The 17,513-nt window shown below is 37.9% G+C and carries 9 protein-coding genes; 4 read left to right on the forward strand and 5 right to left on the reverse strand.

Features of this window, described 5'->3' with window-relative positions; all coding sequences use genetic code 11:
* Both ADM90_RS02310 and ADM90_RS02315 read left to right on the forward strand, forming a co-directional pair.
* Positions 1 to 467 (forward strand): transposase (locus ADM90_RS02310; RefSeq protein WP_200908508.1); only part of this gene is annotated, 467 nt, incomplete at its 5' end.
* 422 nt (positions 468 to 889) lie between these two features.
* Positions 890 to 2,536 (forward strand): FIVAR domain-containing protein, encoded by a 1,647-nt coding sequence (locus ADM90_RS02315; RefSeq protein WP_053993456.1) that lies wholly within the window; start codon positions 890 to 892, stop codon positions 2,534 to 2,536.
* A gap of 45 nt (positions 2,537 to 2,581) precedes the next feature.
* On the opposite strand, the gene ADM90_RS02320 is transcribed toward ADM90_RS02315, so the two are convergent.
* Entirely contained in the window at positions 2,582 to 3,742 is a 1,161-nt protein-coding gene (locus ADM90_RS02320) for a response regulator (protein WP_053993457.1), read from the reverse strand.
* A gap of 362 nt (positions 3,743 to 4,104) precedes the next feature.
* Here ADM90_RS02320 and ADM90_RS02325 point away from each other — a divergent pair, with 362 nt between their 5' ends.
* Positions 4,105 to 6,936 (forward strand): hybrid sensor histidine kinase/response regulator, encoded by a 2,832-nt coding sequence (locus ADM90_RS02325; RefSeq protein ID WP_161804049.1) that lies wholly within the window; start codon positions 4,105 to 4,107, stop codon positions 6,934 to 6,936.
* Between the two features lie 126 nt (positions 6,937 to 7,062).
* Here the strand turns inward: ADM90_RS02325 and ADM90_RS02330 are convergent, their stop codons facing one another.
* From ADM90_RS02330 to ADM90_RS24430, 3 genes are all read right to left on the reverse strand, one after another.
* Entirely contained in the window at positions 7,063 to 7,809 is a 747-nt protein-coding gene (locus ADM90_RS02330) for a peptidoglycan recognition protein family protein (RefSeq protein ID WP_053993459.1), read from the reverse strand.
* A 538-nt stretch (positions 7,810 to 8,347) separates the two neighbouring features.
* Entirely contained in the window at positions 8,348 to 13,462 is a 5,115-nt protein-coding gene (locus tag ADM90_RS23585; protein ID WP_083448429.1) for an S-layer homology domain-containing protein, read from the reverse strand.
* Between the two features lie 2 nt (positions 13,463 to 13,464).
* Positions 13,465 to 13,614, reverse strand: a complete 150-nt coding sequence (locus ADM90_RS24430) for a hypothetical protein (protein WP_161804050.1) — start codon at positions 13,612 to 13,614, stop codon at positions 13,465 to 13,467.
* 381 nt (positions 13,615 to 13,995) lie between these two features.
* Here ADM90_RS24430 and ADM90_RS02340 point away from each other — a divergent pair, with 381 nt between their 5' ends.
* A complete protein-coding gene (locus tag ADM90_RS02340; protein WP_053993460.1) occupies positions 13,996 to 15,285 on the forward strand; it encodes a GumC domain-containing protein in 1,290 nt (429 codons plus the stop codon).
* A gap of 215 nt (positions 15,286 to 15,500) precedes the next feature.
* Here ADM90_RS02340 and ADM90_RS02345 read toward each other — a convergent pair whose 3' ends face one another.
* On the reverse strand, positions 15,501 to 17,423 hold the full coding sequence (locus tag ADM90_RS02345) for an AraC family transcriptional regulator (RefSeq protein WP_053993461.1): 1,923 nt from the start codon (positions 17,421 to 17,423) through the stop codon (positions 15,501 to 15,503).
* Positions 17,424 to 17,513: the final 90 nt, after the last annotated feature.

Raw genomic sequence — 17,513 nt, forward strand, 5'->3', positions numbered from 1 at the left:
CAAAATATCAGGTGTGCCTTGTCCATGTGGCACGCAATATCATGCATAAAGTCCGAGTAGAAGATCGCAAGGAAGTGTGCGAGGATTTTAAAACGATTCACCAGGCAAAGAACGCTGAAGCAGCGAAAAAAGCGCTCGAGACGTTCTGCGAAAAATGGGGCAAATCGTATAAAAAAGTCGCACAAGGCTTACTCGAAAACCCGTATTTACTGACGTTTTACGGCTTTCCCAAGGCGATTTGGCGAAGCATCTACTCGACGAATTTAATCGAGTCGTTCAATAAGCAAATCAAAAAATATACAAAGCGCAAGGAACAGTTCCCGAACGAAGAATCGTTGGAGCGCTTTTTAGTGACGCAGTTCGAAGACTATAATCAACGTTTCGCCACACGCTGCCACATCGGCTTCAATCAGGCCCGTGCAAAGCTAGAAGAAATGTTTGAGCAGCTGCACGAACCGGCAAACTAGACCGGGACGCGCCAGCGCGAAATTTGAGTGTGTAGGAAAGGGCTAGCCCTTTCCTACACACTCAAATCAACACTTCGAACAAGTACAATTGAATACACAGGTGATGAGTTCCCTTGAACGGGTGAATCGTCATTTACACAAAAATATTGACAGTACCCTTTTTCATCCCTAACACCTCACTTTGCTATTAATCATAAAGGATGCCCGTTTATAGCACAATAAAATATTTATCGAATACAGTAGAAAATTACATTATTATAGATAAATTTGCGGATATTATTGCAAGGATTTAGAAGGTATAAACAAGGACTTATGCCTTATTTAATTTTATATTTATAGTAAAACATGCGTCAACAATTCTATATTATAGAAGAATATGATATATTATCTATTAATTCGAAAAAAGATTGGAGTGACCACTAATGAGAAATAAAACGCTATCCATATTAATGTCTACGGCCATTACAGCCTCCTTAGTATTACCAGTATCTACTGCCAATGCTACTTCCTCTCTCAATCAGTCAAATTTATATGAGGCCCAGATAGCAGCAAAAACAACGGTGAAAGGTGAATCTGTCACAATAAGAAGCGTTACAAAAGACACGGTTCTGACAACCAATGGCACATTTAGAGTTAAAGACTCATTGAAGCCTCTTTTCGATACTTCAAATAAAGCAGCCTTAACAAATGCTCGAGCTACACTTGTCGTAAAAAATGGTCAAATTACAGACGTTACAGCACTAACATTAAATAAAGCAGGTACAAATAAAAAATCTGTATACTTTGACGCTGGAGATGCACAAATCTCAGGTAACCTTACCGTCAATGCGGACTATATGAAAATTCAAGAAGTCACTGTTGATGGTCAGCTTATTATTACAAATAAAGTGAAAAAGGCAATTACATTGGATGAGGTATCCGTTGGCGAAACAATTACACTAAAGCCTCTTTTAACAAAAAAAGCAAATTGGCTCTATGTTACTTTAATAGATACAAAAGCTGCCCATATCGACTTGACACGTACTAAAGTCAGTGTATCTTCTAATCAAACGATTGCAAAGGTGGATATAACAGGTGACGTGCCATCCTTTGAAGTGATGGGAGATGTAGAAAAGCTCACAATAGATGTGGACAGTAATTTCAGCCTCTACGGTGAAGGGAAAATTGAACAAGTTATTGTGGAAGGCGGTAAAAAAGTAGCCTTAGATTCAGACCACCATGTAAACAAGGTACAGGTAGACAATCAAAATGTCTCTGTGACGCTACCTGTTGTTGATAAAAAAGAACTCAATACATTACTTGCCTCCCCACCATATGTCCACGTATCTATTAACGGATATGATGTTTTAACAACAGAAAAGTGGACAATACAGGCAGATCGTACTGTATTTGAAACAGCAGTAGCAAGCGCAAGAGCTGTCGCTAACAATAGCAGTGCCTCACAAGAACAAGTGAAAAATGCTATTTCACACTACAAAAATGCACTAGCTGTCTATCAAGCTGTGCAAAAAAATGGCACAAAATATGGCTATGGCGATAAAGCCTCACTACAATCATTAATTTATTCAGTTCAATATGTATCGGTTTCTTGGTACAACGGCTCAGATGTTTATAATAATGCTCCTTGGACAACACAAGCTGAAAAAAATGCATTGGAATCCGCAGTTTCATCTGCACAAGCAGTTGTCAATAATTATAATGCAACGCAAAATGAAATCGTCAATGCTACTACGCAGTTAAACAATGCCATTTGGATCTATAAAAATGCTTATAAATATGGAACAAATGGCTATTATGTTGATAAAACTAATTTACAAACATTAATTAATTCAGCTAATGCTGCATCCTATGGTGTAATTATTTCTGCTTACGGAGACGGTAGTGATGTTTCTATTTACAACTACTGGACTACTCAATATGATTTGAATACGCTTAATTCTTATATTAACCAAGCCAATACAGTGTTTAACAATCCTTATTCCACTCAAAATGAAATTTCTACTGCCTATAATAATTTAAATAGCGCACTTAGTAACTTTAATCTAGCAAAAAGGTATAAATCCTACTAATGAAAAAGGACTCTGCAACCCGCAGAGTCCCTTTCATCTATTATGCTAACTAAAAGCATCCATTCGTGATAGCTCGTTAATCTGCTTCCAGCTTCGATACCAGCTTTCTACTTCCTCACACGGCTCCACTGCGAAATGCTCCCGAAGCATTTTCTTTAATAACAAATATTGCTCCTCCACAGCAGCCGCATTATTCAGCAAATCATATAGCTTCATCAAGGTGAAATAGTTTTCCTCCTCATCAGCGCAAAGTGCTTGAACCCTTTCCCGTACCTTCACAGCAGCAATGTAGTTTTGATTTATACTATAAAATTCACTTAATTGAGAGGCATGATGTAACCATAGTCGCCTCAAGCGCTCTCGCTCACCTTCAGCCCATAGATAATCGCAATCTCCTAAAAAATCACCCGTATACATTTGAAATACCTGTTCATGTTCTTCTAAGGTCGTTGCTTGGACGCGCGATAATAATTTTAAGCGAGATAGCCATTGTTCTACATCAACGACCGCATTTTCAACTAATAATTTATAGCCGGAATTTAACAAAGGACTTGAAATTTGAATGCTATCCAATCCATAGTGCTTTAATGTTTGACGTATTGTATAAATAGCTGTGTAAAGTTGCTTGGATGCTTTATCAATATCAGATTCTGGCCAAAATAACTCTAAAATGGTATCACGATAGATGACTTCATTACGATGATTCAGCATATAGGCAAATAACTCCTTTGCCTTAGATGTCCGCCATTTCATAAGCTGTGTATGACCGTCTGGTGACACAACATATAGCCCTCCAAAAAGCTTAAGCATTGTATGTTGTGCTGTAGCCTTTTTGTTTTTATTTGAGATTTTCCCAAGCCGTTCTAAGGTTTTTTCTAAACGCGGAATTTGTATAGGCTTCAATAAATAATCAATGGCATGTAGATTAAATGCATCAATTGCATATTGATCGAACCCTGTAGTAAATACAATCTCCACGTTAGGTAATAATTCTTGAATTTTTTCGCCTAATGCTAAGCCATCCATACCAGGCATCACTATATCTAAAAATACAACGTTTGGTTGTAGTTTTTCAATATGATTTAACACCGTTAGAGAATCGGTATATTCGCCAACGATTTCAATTCCAGGAACCTTACTTTTCTCAAGTAAAGTTCTTAGTCTCGTTAATGGTAAATGCTCATCATCTATTAGCACGATTCTCATGTGTACCCCTCCTTTTGGCTTATTCCTTATTATTATCGTTTACTTTTTATAAAGTTTGATAGAGAACTTACTACTTTAGAAGGTGAATTGAAGCTGTTTGTCGAAAAATTATAGTTATGATGAAAAAGAAAATATTATCCAAAAATTTCAAAATACTGTTGTTTTCTGGGCTGTTTTTTTGCTTTCTTACCCTTCTTCGCTTTACTTGGATGGATTTTACAAATATTTCAGAAGGAGTCGCTGCTAAACAAGGAGCGATCGATTTAACAAGCATAGATACTAGTCATGATTTTAAAGTTAGGCTCCAAAAGGAATGGGAGCTTTATCCTAACACCCTTCTTTTTTCAGAAAACACCAAATCAATGGGGTCACAAAAGGTTTATACAGATCAGCCCGAAGCTTGGGATCAGTATTTTCCACATAATGATGAAGTTCGTTATGGCTCTTATCGCTTAAAAATTTTAAAGGAACATGCTTCTCCTCAGATGTATGGCATCACAATACCTGAGGGCTTAGCTCCTTATGAGCTTTATGTAAATGGTCAATTAATTGGAGGGCTTGGAAACCTGACCTTAGATAATAAATATAACGCTCCTATTGGCAGACCTATTACGCATTATTTTACGCTAAATACAAGCGAAAGCGAAATTATTATACAAGGTGTGCAAATAAATCATTATGTACCGGGTGGTTTTAGCCGAGAAATAATTTTTGGTGATTTGCACTCAATGGAACAAGCCACATTCTTTTCTATTACTACTCAACTGGCAGTGTGCTTAATTTTTTCCTTTTATTTACTCTTTACAATTTTACTATGGATTATAGGTATTAGAGATAGATCGCTTTTTTACTTTGCAATGATTCTTATTTTTACATGTATTACGGTACTCATTTCCAGCAATAAAGTTTTATATAACTATATACCGATTAACTGGATTTGGGCAAATAGGCTGTTTTATTTTTCATACATCAATACCATGATGTTCTTTGTATTATTTCTACGTGAATTGATGAGGGAATATGCTAAGCCTAAAATATTGACGATTGTCCCATTGATCTGTGCTGCCTATCTATTATTTATTTTAACAGCACCTATTGAAAATATTCTTAAAACAAAAATTATATTTATCATACTTTTTATTCTCTCTCCTATCATTATAACTATCTTCACCTTGAATATAGTTATTAAAGGCCAAAGAGGTGTAATCTTTTTATTATTAACTGGAACAGCTATCGTAACCAATTCATTATTTTACTCTTTAAAGCAAAATAAAATATTGCCATATAGTCATTATCCTTTTGATTTACTAATCGGTATTACTGCTTTATCAGCATTTTGGTTTGCACGTTACTTCCAAACAACCATGCAAACGGAAGAGCTTTCTGTAAAATTACAAAAAGAAATTCATACAAAGGACGACTTTTTAGCAAATACCTCTCATGAACTACGCAATCCTCTGCATGGCATGCTGAGTATTGCTCAAACACTGTTGGCTAAGCAGGATCAAGCCTTCGCTAAACAAGATCAAGATGACTTACGGCTACTTGTAAGAATTGGTAATCATATGACCTCTATGCTGGATGATTTATTGGATTTAGTGAAATTAAAAGAAAAAACATTACGCCTACAGCCTAAACCATTAAATACGTATAATCTCGCTAGTGGGGTATGCAATATGTTTCGTTTTATGCTAAAGGGCAAGCCTATTGAGCTTATTGTGCGTATACCAAAAGATGCTCCTCTTGTCTTAGCAGATGAAACACGTCTCATTCAAATTTTTGCAAACTTAATCCACAATGCCATTAAATTTACTGAACAGGGCTCTATTACAATTGATGCTGAAGTAGTTAGTAAAAAGCTGTATATATCTGTTACAGACACAGGAGCTGGCATTGAAAAAGAGCTGCAAGAAAGAATTTTCGAGCCTTACGAGCAGGCTGATTCAACCATAACATCTGTTGGTGGGGGATTGGGATTAGGTTTAAGTATTTGTAAGGAGCTTGTGTCCTTGCATGGGGGAACACTATCAATGTCCTCCATTATCGGAAAAGGCTCAACCTTTACTTTCTCATTGCCAGTTGCTAAAACACGCAATATCGAAAATGATGGATTAAATATTGACCAGGATACAACATTATTCAAATATGCTCCATTATTAGATGATTTATCAGTAGAGCCTAGCATTACAGCTACTATGGATAAGGATTCATTGGTAACAAGCCGTTCACGCGTGCTTATCGTTGATGATGATGCTGTAAACCTACAAATACTTGTGAATGCTTTTTCGACGGAGTCCTTTGAAATTGAAACGGCTTTAAGTGGAGCTGAGGCTCTCGAAAAACTGCAAGAAAATAGCTTTGATTTAGTTATTTCTGATATTATGATGCCGCATATGTCTGGCTATGAGCTGGCTGAGCATATTCGTGAAAAGTTTTCTATTTCAGAGCTACCAATACTATTCTTAACAGCTCGACAGCAAAGTGAGGATATTCGACTTGCCTTTTTAAGTGGAGCCAATGACTATGTAAAAAAGCCAATGGAATACATGGAGCTAAAATCACGCGTGCAGGCACTTATTCAAATGAGGCAGTCCAGTGAGGAACGCCTGCGTATCGAGGCTGCATGGCTTCAAGCACAAATACAGCCTCACTTTTTCTTCAATACACTAAACTCTATTATTTCGTTACATGGTGTAGATGATGAAAAAATGGAGGAATTATTGCTTGCCTTTAGTGATTATTTACAAATGAGCTTCGATTTTAAAAATGCTGATTTAATCGTGCCAATCGATTACGAATTAAAGCTTGTGCGTGCCTATATTGCTATCGAGCAAATTCGCTTTGGCGATAAAATACAGGTAATGTGGGATATTCCTCAGCATATCGAGTTATTTGTGCCACCTCTAACTATACAAACCCTTGTTGAAAATGCTATTCAACATGGTATTTTACAACAGAGAGAAGGGGGTACTGTCACGATCTCTATTAAAGAGGATAAGAAGCATTTTACAATAGCTATCTCTGATAATGGAGTTGGCTTTGAGCATAAGGGTCCTAAAAAGAAATCAAGTGTTGGTCTTGTCAACACAGAACAACGTCTAAAGCAGTTATTTGGTGTCACATTAACAATAGACAGTGTAATCGGTCAGGGCACAAAGATTTCCTTCTCTGTTCCTAAGACTGATAGAAAATAAAACCAAAAAAGACTAGGCTTACAATAAAGAAGCCCAGTCTTTTTTGGTTTGTTTAAGGTTTAAGACATTGACAAGATTACATAGCATAGCTTACCATATGCTCCTAAACAAATTCTGAACAAAGTATTATTCAGCAATCACATCGGTAACTTCGGAAAGCTGGGCAGCCTTTATTTTCTTCTCAGCTGCCTTTGCTTCAGCTTTACTTGTAAAGTATGCTGTCTTAAGTCTCCATTTATCACTTATCTGCTCCATATATACACCCCAGCCAAAGCGATACTTCAATACATCATGGACATTTTCAGCGGCTTGTCGCGTTTCATATGTACCTGTTACAACATGATACTTCTCTATATCAGTCAGCATTTTTCTTTTTCGTACAGTTCCTGTTGGTGTATTTTTTATATAGGAGAGAAATTGTAACCAATTGGCTTGTCCTTCTCGCATTTTTCGCGGACAATTTTTGCCACTAAAATAATAATGCTGAACGACATTCTCGATCGGAATGCTTTCATCCCTCATAATTCTAGCAACTACCTCAGCCGTATTATGGACAGCTTGCAAATAATCTCCATCTGAATTTACACATATCGTAATTTGAATACCTTGTAAATTCCCCTTAGCTGACCCTGCCCCTCCACAGGCATAGTCAAATTCAAACGACTGAACAGCCTCCCTATCATCCACCGTTAAATGCCAACTCGCCTCTCGATGCATACCATTAAACTGTAATCGTGCATAGGCATCTGCATCAGCCCCTGATTTTTCATTATCTGTTTCATGAATAACAATATATTTCTTTGTATTTTGTTTTCCATACGTTACTTTAGCTGCCTGTGCTTCGGGAACTAAATATTGACGCCATACCACCATTCTATCCCATCCCTCAAATCATCATTGACATTTTTTACATTGAATACATTCGCAATTCTTTACTATTTCTAAACTAAAGAATAATACTTCTAGCTTACGCCAATGGACTCAACAAGTTCTGAACAATGCTCGATAAACAGAAAAAGACTAGGCACTAAAACACCCAGTCCATTTTGATATTTGTACGTTGTGATGTTCGTAATTATCACAGCTTTAACTTACCATATTCCTCTCAACAAGTTCTGAACAATGATAAAAAGCTAAAGTTACCTTGTATATTATGGTATGGAAAACCCGATATTATCTATATTTCTGTCTTCGTTTAATTCTTTACGCCCACACGCTGAATTACCTTCATCAACAATGAACTTTATGCGGGAACTAGCTCCTCTGTATTTTGGCTTAGCTCTTCTATACATTACATGATGTAAGCTTCTATCCTTTAATTCTTCGGAAAACAATGCAATGCTTTTGGCTTCTGTACAACCTAGAAAAAACAGGCATAGAGCTACTCCCCATGCCTGTTTTTCCTACTTGCTTATTCAGCTAGCTGTTCGTTACCATCCTTGTCTACATAATAAGCATGTGAACTTGCTGCTTCTTCAATCTCTTTAAATGCCCAGTGCGTCATTTTGACATCTGGGAAGCTTGGTGTAGTGACACCATGTAATGGACCACGCTCAAACATACGATTAATCATGACCACTGCCTGTGCACGTGTTAAGGCAGCGTTTGGTGCGAAGCGGTCATTGTCTAACCCATTGATAATGCCTGCTGCACGGTTTGCTTCAATAATCCACTGTGCCCAGTGTCCTTTTGTATCCTTGAATGTTAAAGCTATATTTTCTTCCACAGCCAGTTCTTTGAAGTTCGACACGACCGTTGCCATTTCCGCACGTGTAATATTCGCGCCTGCATGGAAGTTGCCTTCATTATCACCGTTCATGATACCCTGTTCCTTGACAAACGCAATCGCGCCTGCTGCTGGATGATTGGTTTGGACATCTTTAAATGGGGCTTGCTTCACTTGTTCCTCTGTATAGCCTAAAATACGTGCTAGCATGAACGCTACTTGCGCGCGTGTTACGTTTTTATCTGGACCAAATGTGCCATCTGGGAAGCCCTGGATATACGCGGCATGTGTGCCCTCTGCTTCCTTGGCTACCTGAATAATCGTAAAGGTACTGAATTTTTCTACTGTAAAGCGCAGACCTGGTTTGCCATCCTGCATCGTTACCACTTCTGGATGAACAACCTTTTTCTCCCCATCTGTATGCTCAATAAATACAGCTAAACTAGCTAAAAAGGCCTGACGCTCTGCTGCATTTGTTGGCAAAGTCACATCACGCAATGGTAATGTCACCACGACTGGACGAGACGATAAGTTGGTTTCAATCGTCATTGGACGTGCGACCACATGCACATCATTACTTGCCAATGTTTCACGTACCACACGCTCTGCACGGGCACGCTCCTCAATTGCCTGACGTTCGCTTTCTTTTTTCACAGGTACTAAGCGGAAATAGAAGTTATCGTCTACCCCATTCATCGAGCTATTTGGAATGGCAATATGGGCATTGTCTGTCGCAATTTCTAAATCTAAACCATTGTCACGTAAAACTTGTAAGGCTTCCTTTGGTACTTCTACTGTTGCTTGATCGACAGCGTCCTGTACATCTGGAATAACGATACGTGCAATGGTGTTGCCAATCTCTTTTGCCTTTGCCACTGCTTCTTGTGCTTGCTCAGCTGTTAAATTGACAAAGTCTGTCACACGCCCATCTGGATGGGTTGTACGCTCAATTTCTACCGTTGTTTTTTCCAGTGGATGTTCACCATCCACCTCTAAATCCACATGGATGATTGTTTTTGTCTCTTTTGGTGCTTCTGGTGTCGGGGTTGGTGCTGGCGTTGTTGTACCGCCACCGCCGCCCGTATTGCCACTGCTACCAGAACTCGCTTCACGGTATACCTTAATTGTATACTGTTTCACATTGCCATTTGCATCCGTTACTGTCATAACCATCGTATTCCAGCCTACCTGAAGCGGGATTTGATTGAGTGTACCTGGCTGCCCATTCACAGTTGTTGTCACGGTTGCACCATTTTCGACTGGAATTGCTGTAAAGTCAATGCTGGCTGTTGGATAGCCAACATTCATTGTGTAATCCGTTGTATCCGTTTGGAAGCTTGGGCTTAACGAGCCACCTGTTGATAGTGTTAAAGCACTTAACCCCTGTCCAACGTTTACAAGGGCATTTTGTGCCGCTGTTAATTGGGCGAGTGCCTGATTTACCTCTTCTTGTGTAGCTGTTGGATTATTAATGACCTTTTTCGCCGTTGCTAGCTTTGCCTGATATTCCTGCCAAGTTGCTGGCGTGTAGGGTCCCGCTGCTTCTACCTGTGGTTCCTCGCCCACTTTGGCAATCAGAGGTGCTTTATCTACTGTAGCTACTGTAAACGTATGTTGCTTGGTAACCGTTTGCTGACCATTTGTTGCTGTCGCTGTGACGGTGTATGTGCCATTTGGTAAATCTACTGGCGGTGTATAGCTCCATTCACCCGTTACGGGGTCCACATCGACATTTACATCTACTTCCACTACTTCACCATTTGGCTCTTTTGTGAGTGTAATCGTCACTGTCGATGGTGTCGTTGTCACATCTACTGTTCCACTGATTTCTGGTCGTGGATTCGTTGTGACTGTGTCTGGCTGTGTAATTTGGAATGCTGCGCTATATGGATTTTCTACTTCTTTATTAAAGGCTGCTACCTTCGCTCCATTTGTGCCTTCTAATGAGCCTGTACCATCATATTCTACCGTTACTGTTTTTCCAGTTACATCTGGTGTGTTCGGGAATGTTAACACAAGTTTACCGTCTACTACTTCAAAATTTGTTGGTGTTACTTTCACACCATCTACATCAATTGCAAAGCCTGTTAAATCCGTTAATGTAATGTCTTTATTGAAGTCCACTGTGATTTTATTGCCACTTGCTGTTTGCTCAAGCAAGGCTGTTGTTGGTTGTGGCACTACTTTTACTAACTTCCCACGTGCTTCTTGTAATTTTCCTAGTGCTACGTCTACCTGTTCCTGTGTTGCTGTTGGATTTGTTAAAATAAGTGTTGCTTCCTCTAACGCCTCCTCTAGCTCTTGCCAGCTTTCTGGTGTATATTCTTCCTCAACTAACGCATCAACCTCATCTACTTCTTTGTGAAGGTCTGTTTTATCCACAAATACCACTTTTTTAGATGCGCTTAATATAAATGCTTCATCTCCTGGCATACCGCCATACTCGATAACATAGCCTCTAACAGTATTATTTGTTGGAGAATAGTCATTCCATTTTCCAGCTTTAGCTCCTGGACCAAAGATATGTGCTACATACTCTATATTGCCAGAATTATTTGGTTCAACAGTTCCATCCCAATTTGTATAAGCGTTATTTACTGGTCCTGGATTTAGATCTGCGGGAGTTCCTGCACGATAGCCATCATAGAAAGCTAAGCCTTTTCCATCATCAGCTAAACCTTCTGGACCTGTTACCCACCGCCAATCACCACGCATTGTTTTTTCAGGGCTTGCCTCTGTACGGTTAATATCTTTTGCACCAAGCCAACCAAGACCTTGTGTTTTATCCTTTACAAACGTATTTTCCTCCTCAGTTGTAATTGTTACTAAATAACCTTTACGTCCAAAATAACTTTTTCCTTCTGCTTGTATCTTTGCCGCAAACCAGGAAATCGTTGCCTGAGTATCTATATAATCATAGAAATGCCCATTTGCACTGTAGGCTAAGGCGTTTCCTAAGGTAAAGATAATATTACGCTCACTACGATCAGTTGAGGTTGTCATAAATTGAACATTACGCAAAGCCTCTTGATATTCTGCAATAGACGCTGCACCGCTTAATTTTAAAATTCCTGTTGTACTATCATAATTACCTGTGATATTAGGTGTATTCGTAAATATAAGACTATCTCCTGATTTGAAATTCTCAATTGCTACGTTTGCACCGTTTAAATCATTCTCATAGCCTGCTAAAACAGTTGAATCAATTGTTACACCTGTGTCTATTATTATAGGAACATTCTCAAGTACATTATTGATAACGACCGCTACTGTATCTCCAGGAGATGTTGTAATAGCAGCTCCAGTTATCGGTTGTTTCAAATTGTCCCTTGCTGCATTTAAATTAGCTAATGCTGTTGCTACCTCATCAATTGTTTTACTAACATCTTCTAATACAACCTTTGCCTCTGCTAACGCTTGTTTAAAGACTGTCCATGTTGACACTGTATAGTCTGTCTCTTGTAAGTTTTCATCATTAATCTCATTAACACGTGTTTCTAAAGCTTTTTTATCCACATGTTTTACAAACGTAAAGAATCCACCATTTACAAACTCACTATTTGGTAATGTGACTGTGCCTGTTGTTTGGTTAAGTGGATATGCTTTTGTTGTTGCTTTAGGGAAGTTATTATTAGATTCATGCACATAAAGATATAACTGATAGTCGGCTGATTTTGCTTCTTCTACTTGTAATGTAATTTCTTCGTTAGTCCATATTCCATTTTTCTCTACTTTAAACACACGTGGCATAATCTTTGTTGTATTTGTGGTAGATTCAGTATGAGCAATTGTAGAAGGTAAATCCGTATTAGGAATTTCTATCGAGTAAAGACCTGATTGGTCATTATCACTAAATGTAAAGAACGTTAAGTTATTGTCGATTTCATTGCTATTATCTTTATTCGATACTTCAACTGTATCACCAAGTGCAATCGTCACAAACGCACCCTCTGCTTGTGATTTAGATTGCTTTTGATACAATGCACCATTATTATCTCGACCAATACCTGTGATACGGTGACCATAACCTGTGTTCTCACTTGCTGTCCACATGTTTGTGCTACCATTACTCGCTACATAATCAGTCGCATTACCATTTTCATCTTTAATTGTTAAACCATATTTTAAGCCGAGATAGCTGTTGACTTTTTGACGTTCTAAAGGAGTAAGCTCTCTGTTATATAATAATACTTCGCCTAGTATACCGTCGTAGCGTTTGGAATGAGAAGAGCCTAGGTAATAAGCTCCTTCAGTAGCTGATGATGCATAGTTAATCGTATTAGTTGAATTTTCTTCTAAATTTATACCATTAACAGTGAGCTTCATTTTATCTCCACTACTAATTACATTTAGAACATCGAGTTTTCCTAATTCAGGATTTTCATAACTAATACTTCCCGTACTACTAAAATACGTTCTAATATTTGATGACGTATACTCCGTATTATTGGCTACATATGCACCACCGAATTCCCATGGTATCCCTTTGTCGCTATTGCCTGCGTTAGCGCCTACGGGTGTTTGCACAGAGAATATCTCTCTTGCGTTACTACTATCAAAGGTAGTCCACGGTGCAGAATATTGACCATCAAGTGCATTGCCATCTGCCCTAAAGCTTCTTAACCCGTAATTGAAATTAATGAGTGATTGAGGATCATTCTTTTTAATTTTTCTCCCACTATAATTATCCCATACTCTATCTATAGCTAAATCTTGCAGTTTTTCAACAGGAACTCCATCACCTAACTCTGAATCTACACTTTTCTCTACGTCCACCCATGAAATTAGTCCATCACTCACTCCTACTCCCCAGGATAAACGCCTGCTGTGTATTCAGTATCAGCCTTGGCTTGTGGAGCTCCTACAAAAGACAAACTGCTGGCGACTAATGTTGTTGCAAGAAAGGTGTTTAGTGAACACCTCCACCATTTTTGTTGCTTTGTTTTGTACATACTATGCCCTCCTATCTATTCTTTATTTAGTTATAAAAAAGTTCATTAAGTATGTAATCTCCCCCTCTACATTAGATTTTTCTAAAAGAAATTAGAAACCTCCACCTTTAACTATATAAAACCGATATATACAAAAAATATACAAGGGCCCTACTAGGTATAAAACACTCATATGCGATTGCTGTTAACCCATACATGAAAAGTTTTTTTCACAGAAAAAACAGATAATGTCCTACCATCATCTGTTTGACATGCGAATATCATTTAGCCAAAAAGTTCATCCAAAATTTCTAGGCTATGCTAAAATTAAGATAACACCATATATTGGGCAAATTTCCGTTTCATCGACTATTCATCATAAAATAGGGGGCATCTTATCATATGAAAAATAAAAAAAAGTTGGCTTTATTGTCTATTGTGGCTGTTCCTTCGCTTCTTTACAGTACGCCAACATTAGCGGCTGAAGTGATAGAACACCCACAAACAGCCTATATCGCAAATAATTCTTACAATGCCAATGTAGCAAATACTGTACAGCTTATTAACAATATTAATAATACAACCGCTACCTTCCAAGCCAATTTAGAGGCTGCGCTGAAAGCCTATAATGCTTTAACAGAAGTGGAGAAGCAATATGTTACAAACCATGCTACGTTGTCAGCACATCAGCAAACAAGGCTGACTTATCGTAAGCTTGCTACTCAAATTGAAGAAAAGCTGGCTTCTGTAGACGCTACATCTGCTAATTATTATACAAATGTGGTGGAGACAAGGGATTGGTATAATACATTAAATGCTGCACAAAAATCCTTTATTAGTGAGGCTGCGCGAAAAATATTAACATCCACTGTTACACCCAATACATCACTCAATACAGTTGTCGCTAAAATTCAATTACTCAATGCCTCTCGCTCCTCCTTCCATAAGGATGTAGCAGATGCTCGTGCAGAGCTGAATGCCTTGCGTAGGTTTTCAAATGTCTCTTTACCTTCTGGCATTGAACAGCTATTGCTAGATGCTGAACAGCTTGTTGCCAATGACAAGACTGCTGCCAAGAAAGTAGAGGATGCTATTGCTGCTTTATCCTCTACAACCTCTACGGCTCATGATGTTCAGACCGTTAAAACAGCATTTGAAGCTTTAACGCCTGTACAGCAGCAGCTTGTGCCAAATGTTTGGACGTTAGTGGATTTTATACAGGGCGAATATACACTGCCGACAAAAGAAAATATACCTAAAAAACCTGACTCATCAGCTAGTGCAGCCATTCCTGGTGAAATCACAGCTATGACAAAAAGTAAAAAGACGTATAAAGCCAAAATTAACGTCGCCGCCTCCGAGGTTAACACAGAACGCTTTATTTTAACGACAAAGGACAAAATAACGATTATTATTCCGCCACTTTATACACTAGTCAATGAAGATGAAGGAGTAATGGAGATTCAAGTAACCAAAAGAGGCAATCGTATTACACTTGCAGTCACACTCAATAAAGAGCCTGTGGTATTTGATGCCAATATGGAAATCATAATTGAGGGTTTAACAGCAAATTCATCTATTATCCACTCTAATGAGTTAGGCAATCGAGTACCTGCCGATTTCATTATCAGTGGAAATCGACATATTGTCCAAACAACTATATCGGATACGTTCCAAATCGTATACAACTAAATTAAAAGTACTAAAGAAATATTAACGAGACCTATGTGGGTTTCCCCCCAATTAAAAATAGGTTTAAAAGAGAAGAACGTAAGCTTTCTATATATTAATAAAAAAGTAATAGACAAAGTCGATTTTTTACTTTGTCTATTACTAACTAAAAATATACGCTCCATAATGTTAGGCATCAATAAAGATTTATCAGGCGAATCATCAATTTTTTAAAATTATTTTGTCTTAGCTACTAGTTGCTCCACAATGAAATCTAGCTGTTTCGATAATGAATAGATGTCGTTGTAGTAACAAAAACCAAAATCCATTTCAATAAGCCTTCCTTCTTGAATGGCAGGAATATTAGACCAAACTGGATGATCCGTTAAATCCACCATGCCTTCATAGGATGAACGGATCACGTAATCACCTGCATAATCCGTTAATACTTCTAAAGAAACATCAATTGCCTCATCGGTGTTGTTTTTATTATCAATTTTCTGTTGAATAATGTCTGGTGCTTTCATTCCTAAGTACTCATAAATAGCTTGGGAACCGCGTCCAAAGGTATAACTTGTCACAACTGACATTTTCCCTTTGCCGCCTTCCATAATACTAACCGTTTTATCTGAAATACCTGCCTCTTTTAATTTCTCTTGACTATCCTCTACCTTTGTATAGAAATTAACTAAAAGCTCTTTTGCTTCTTTCTCTTTCCCTAGTACTTCACCAATCTTCGTTAAACGTTCATCTAGTGATATTGAGAAATCAATCATAACAGTAGGTGCAATTCTTTGCATTTGATCATAAAGCTCATCCTTACTTGGAATAATGATGACATCAGGTTTTAATTGGATCACTGCCTCAACATTTGGTTCAAACCATTCACCTAAACTTTCAACTGTTTTTAATTCTTCCTCAAATGCTGCTCCCTCTTGTATTTTAGAGGAGCCCACTGGTGTCACATCAACTGCTAGTACATCACCTGTATAATACATCACCACAACTCGCTCAGGGTTAACGGGTATTTCTACGTCTCCTTTCATAGTAGAGACAATTTTTGTTTGTGATTCGCTGACTGCTTGAGTGGTAGAAGCTTGTTTTTCCCCGCCTCCTGCATTGGTTGATGCTCCACTACTGCAAGCACTTAATAAAAGCGTCAGGCATAGAAAGAGTGTTGCAATAGCTGATAATCCTCTTTTATTCATCGGTTCATACTTCCTTTCATTATATTGATAACCATTCTCAATATAATCTTGGAAGCTCCAATCAACAATGGAGTATCTTTCAGACATTGAAGGACTATCTTTTACTAGATGCCTTACTTGTTCCTTTTGACGGTATTTTGTGGGTGAAACGCCCACTCTCTTTTTGAAAAGTCTACTAAAATAATAAACATCGCTATAGCCGACACCCATAGCGATATCGCGTAAGCTAGCATTTGTCTTCTCAAGCAAAATTGAAGCTTTTTCAATACGTAACTGAATGAGATACTCGATTGGACTACATCCTATTTGTTGCTTGAATTGAATGGATAAATGAGACGGACTATAGCGTAGCGCCCTCGCAATTGATTCTAAAGTCAATGGCTGTGCATAGTTTTCTTCTAAATAGGCTTTAATTTGACTAGGGACATTCAGCTTTTGAATGTTACCACTGTCCTGATCTAATTGCATGAAAATGTCATTCAATAATTGATAGAATAGCGATTTAACGGTAAATTTGCTAAGGTTATTAGCATTTTCCCACTTCTTATACATATAATATATTTTTTCAAACATTGTAATAGGTGAGTTAGGAACAAGACTATATTGATAGTTGAAAGGATTATTTCTTTGCATGGCACTTGCTATCATTTTATTTGAGGTTAAAGGAACGGAAGCTCGATAAAATATTAAAAAATATTCAAAGCCTTTGTCTGTAGCCACTATTTGTAAAGTAGAGCCCTTTCCACCATGAATAAGATGAAAGCCTTCTAATGTGTAGTTTGTTAAATCGATCTGGACTTCCGCACCACCACCTGTGGCATAAAGAAACATATTAGCAGGTATTTTAAATGTTTTTCCTATTTCCTCAGGTTTTAATAGCTCATATCTTATATCGAGCACTTTGATCGTTGCATGATTCCAAAGAAATAGAAACTCCTCTTTTGGTAGCATCCTACATCATTCCTTCCAATTCTTCACTACCTCCAAGTTTATTACAATTGATAATCATTCTCAATATAAATTCTGTATAAAATATAGAAA

It is taken from the genome of Lysinibacillus macroides, from assembly GCF_001281525.1.
GTDB lineage: Bacteria > Bacillota > Bacilli > Bacillales_A > Planococcaceae > Lysinibacillus > Lysinibacillus macroides.

What these genes read in the sequence shown, in the direction of transcription:
- ADM90_RS24430 (WP_161804050.1), bottom strand. Translation starts at nt 13,614, where the DNA reads ATGTACAAAACAAAGCAACAAAAATGGTGGAGGTGTTCACTAAACACC.
- ADM90_RS02330 (WP_053993459.1), bottom strand. Translation starts at nt 7,809, where the DNA reads ATGGTGGTATGGCGTCAATATTTAGTTCCCGAAGCACAGGCAGCTAAA.
- ADM90_RS02320 (WP_053993457.1), bottom strand. Translation starts at nt 3,742, where the DNA reads ATGAGAATCGTGCTAATAGATGATGAGCATTTACCATTAACGAGACTA.
- ADM90_RS02325 (WP_161804049.1), top strand. Translation starts at nt 4,105, where the DNA reads ATGGGGTCACAAAAGGTTTATACAGATCAGCCCGAAGCTTGGGATCAG.
- ADM90_RS02340 (WP_053993460.1), top strand. Translation starts at nt 13,996, where the DNA reads ATGAAAAATAAAAAAAAGTTGGCTTTATTGTCTATTGTGGCTGTTCCT.
- ADM90_RS02315 (WP_053993456.1), top strand. Translation starts at nt 890, where the DNA reads ATGAGAAATAAAACGCTATCCATATTAATGTCTACGGCCATTACAGCC.
- ADM90_RS02345 (WP_053993461.1), bottom strand. Translation starts at nt 17,423, where the DNA reads ATGCTACCAAAAGAGGAGTTTCTATTTCTTTGGAATCATGCAACGATC.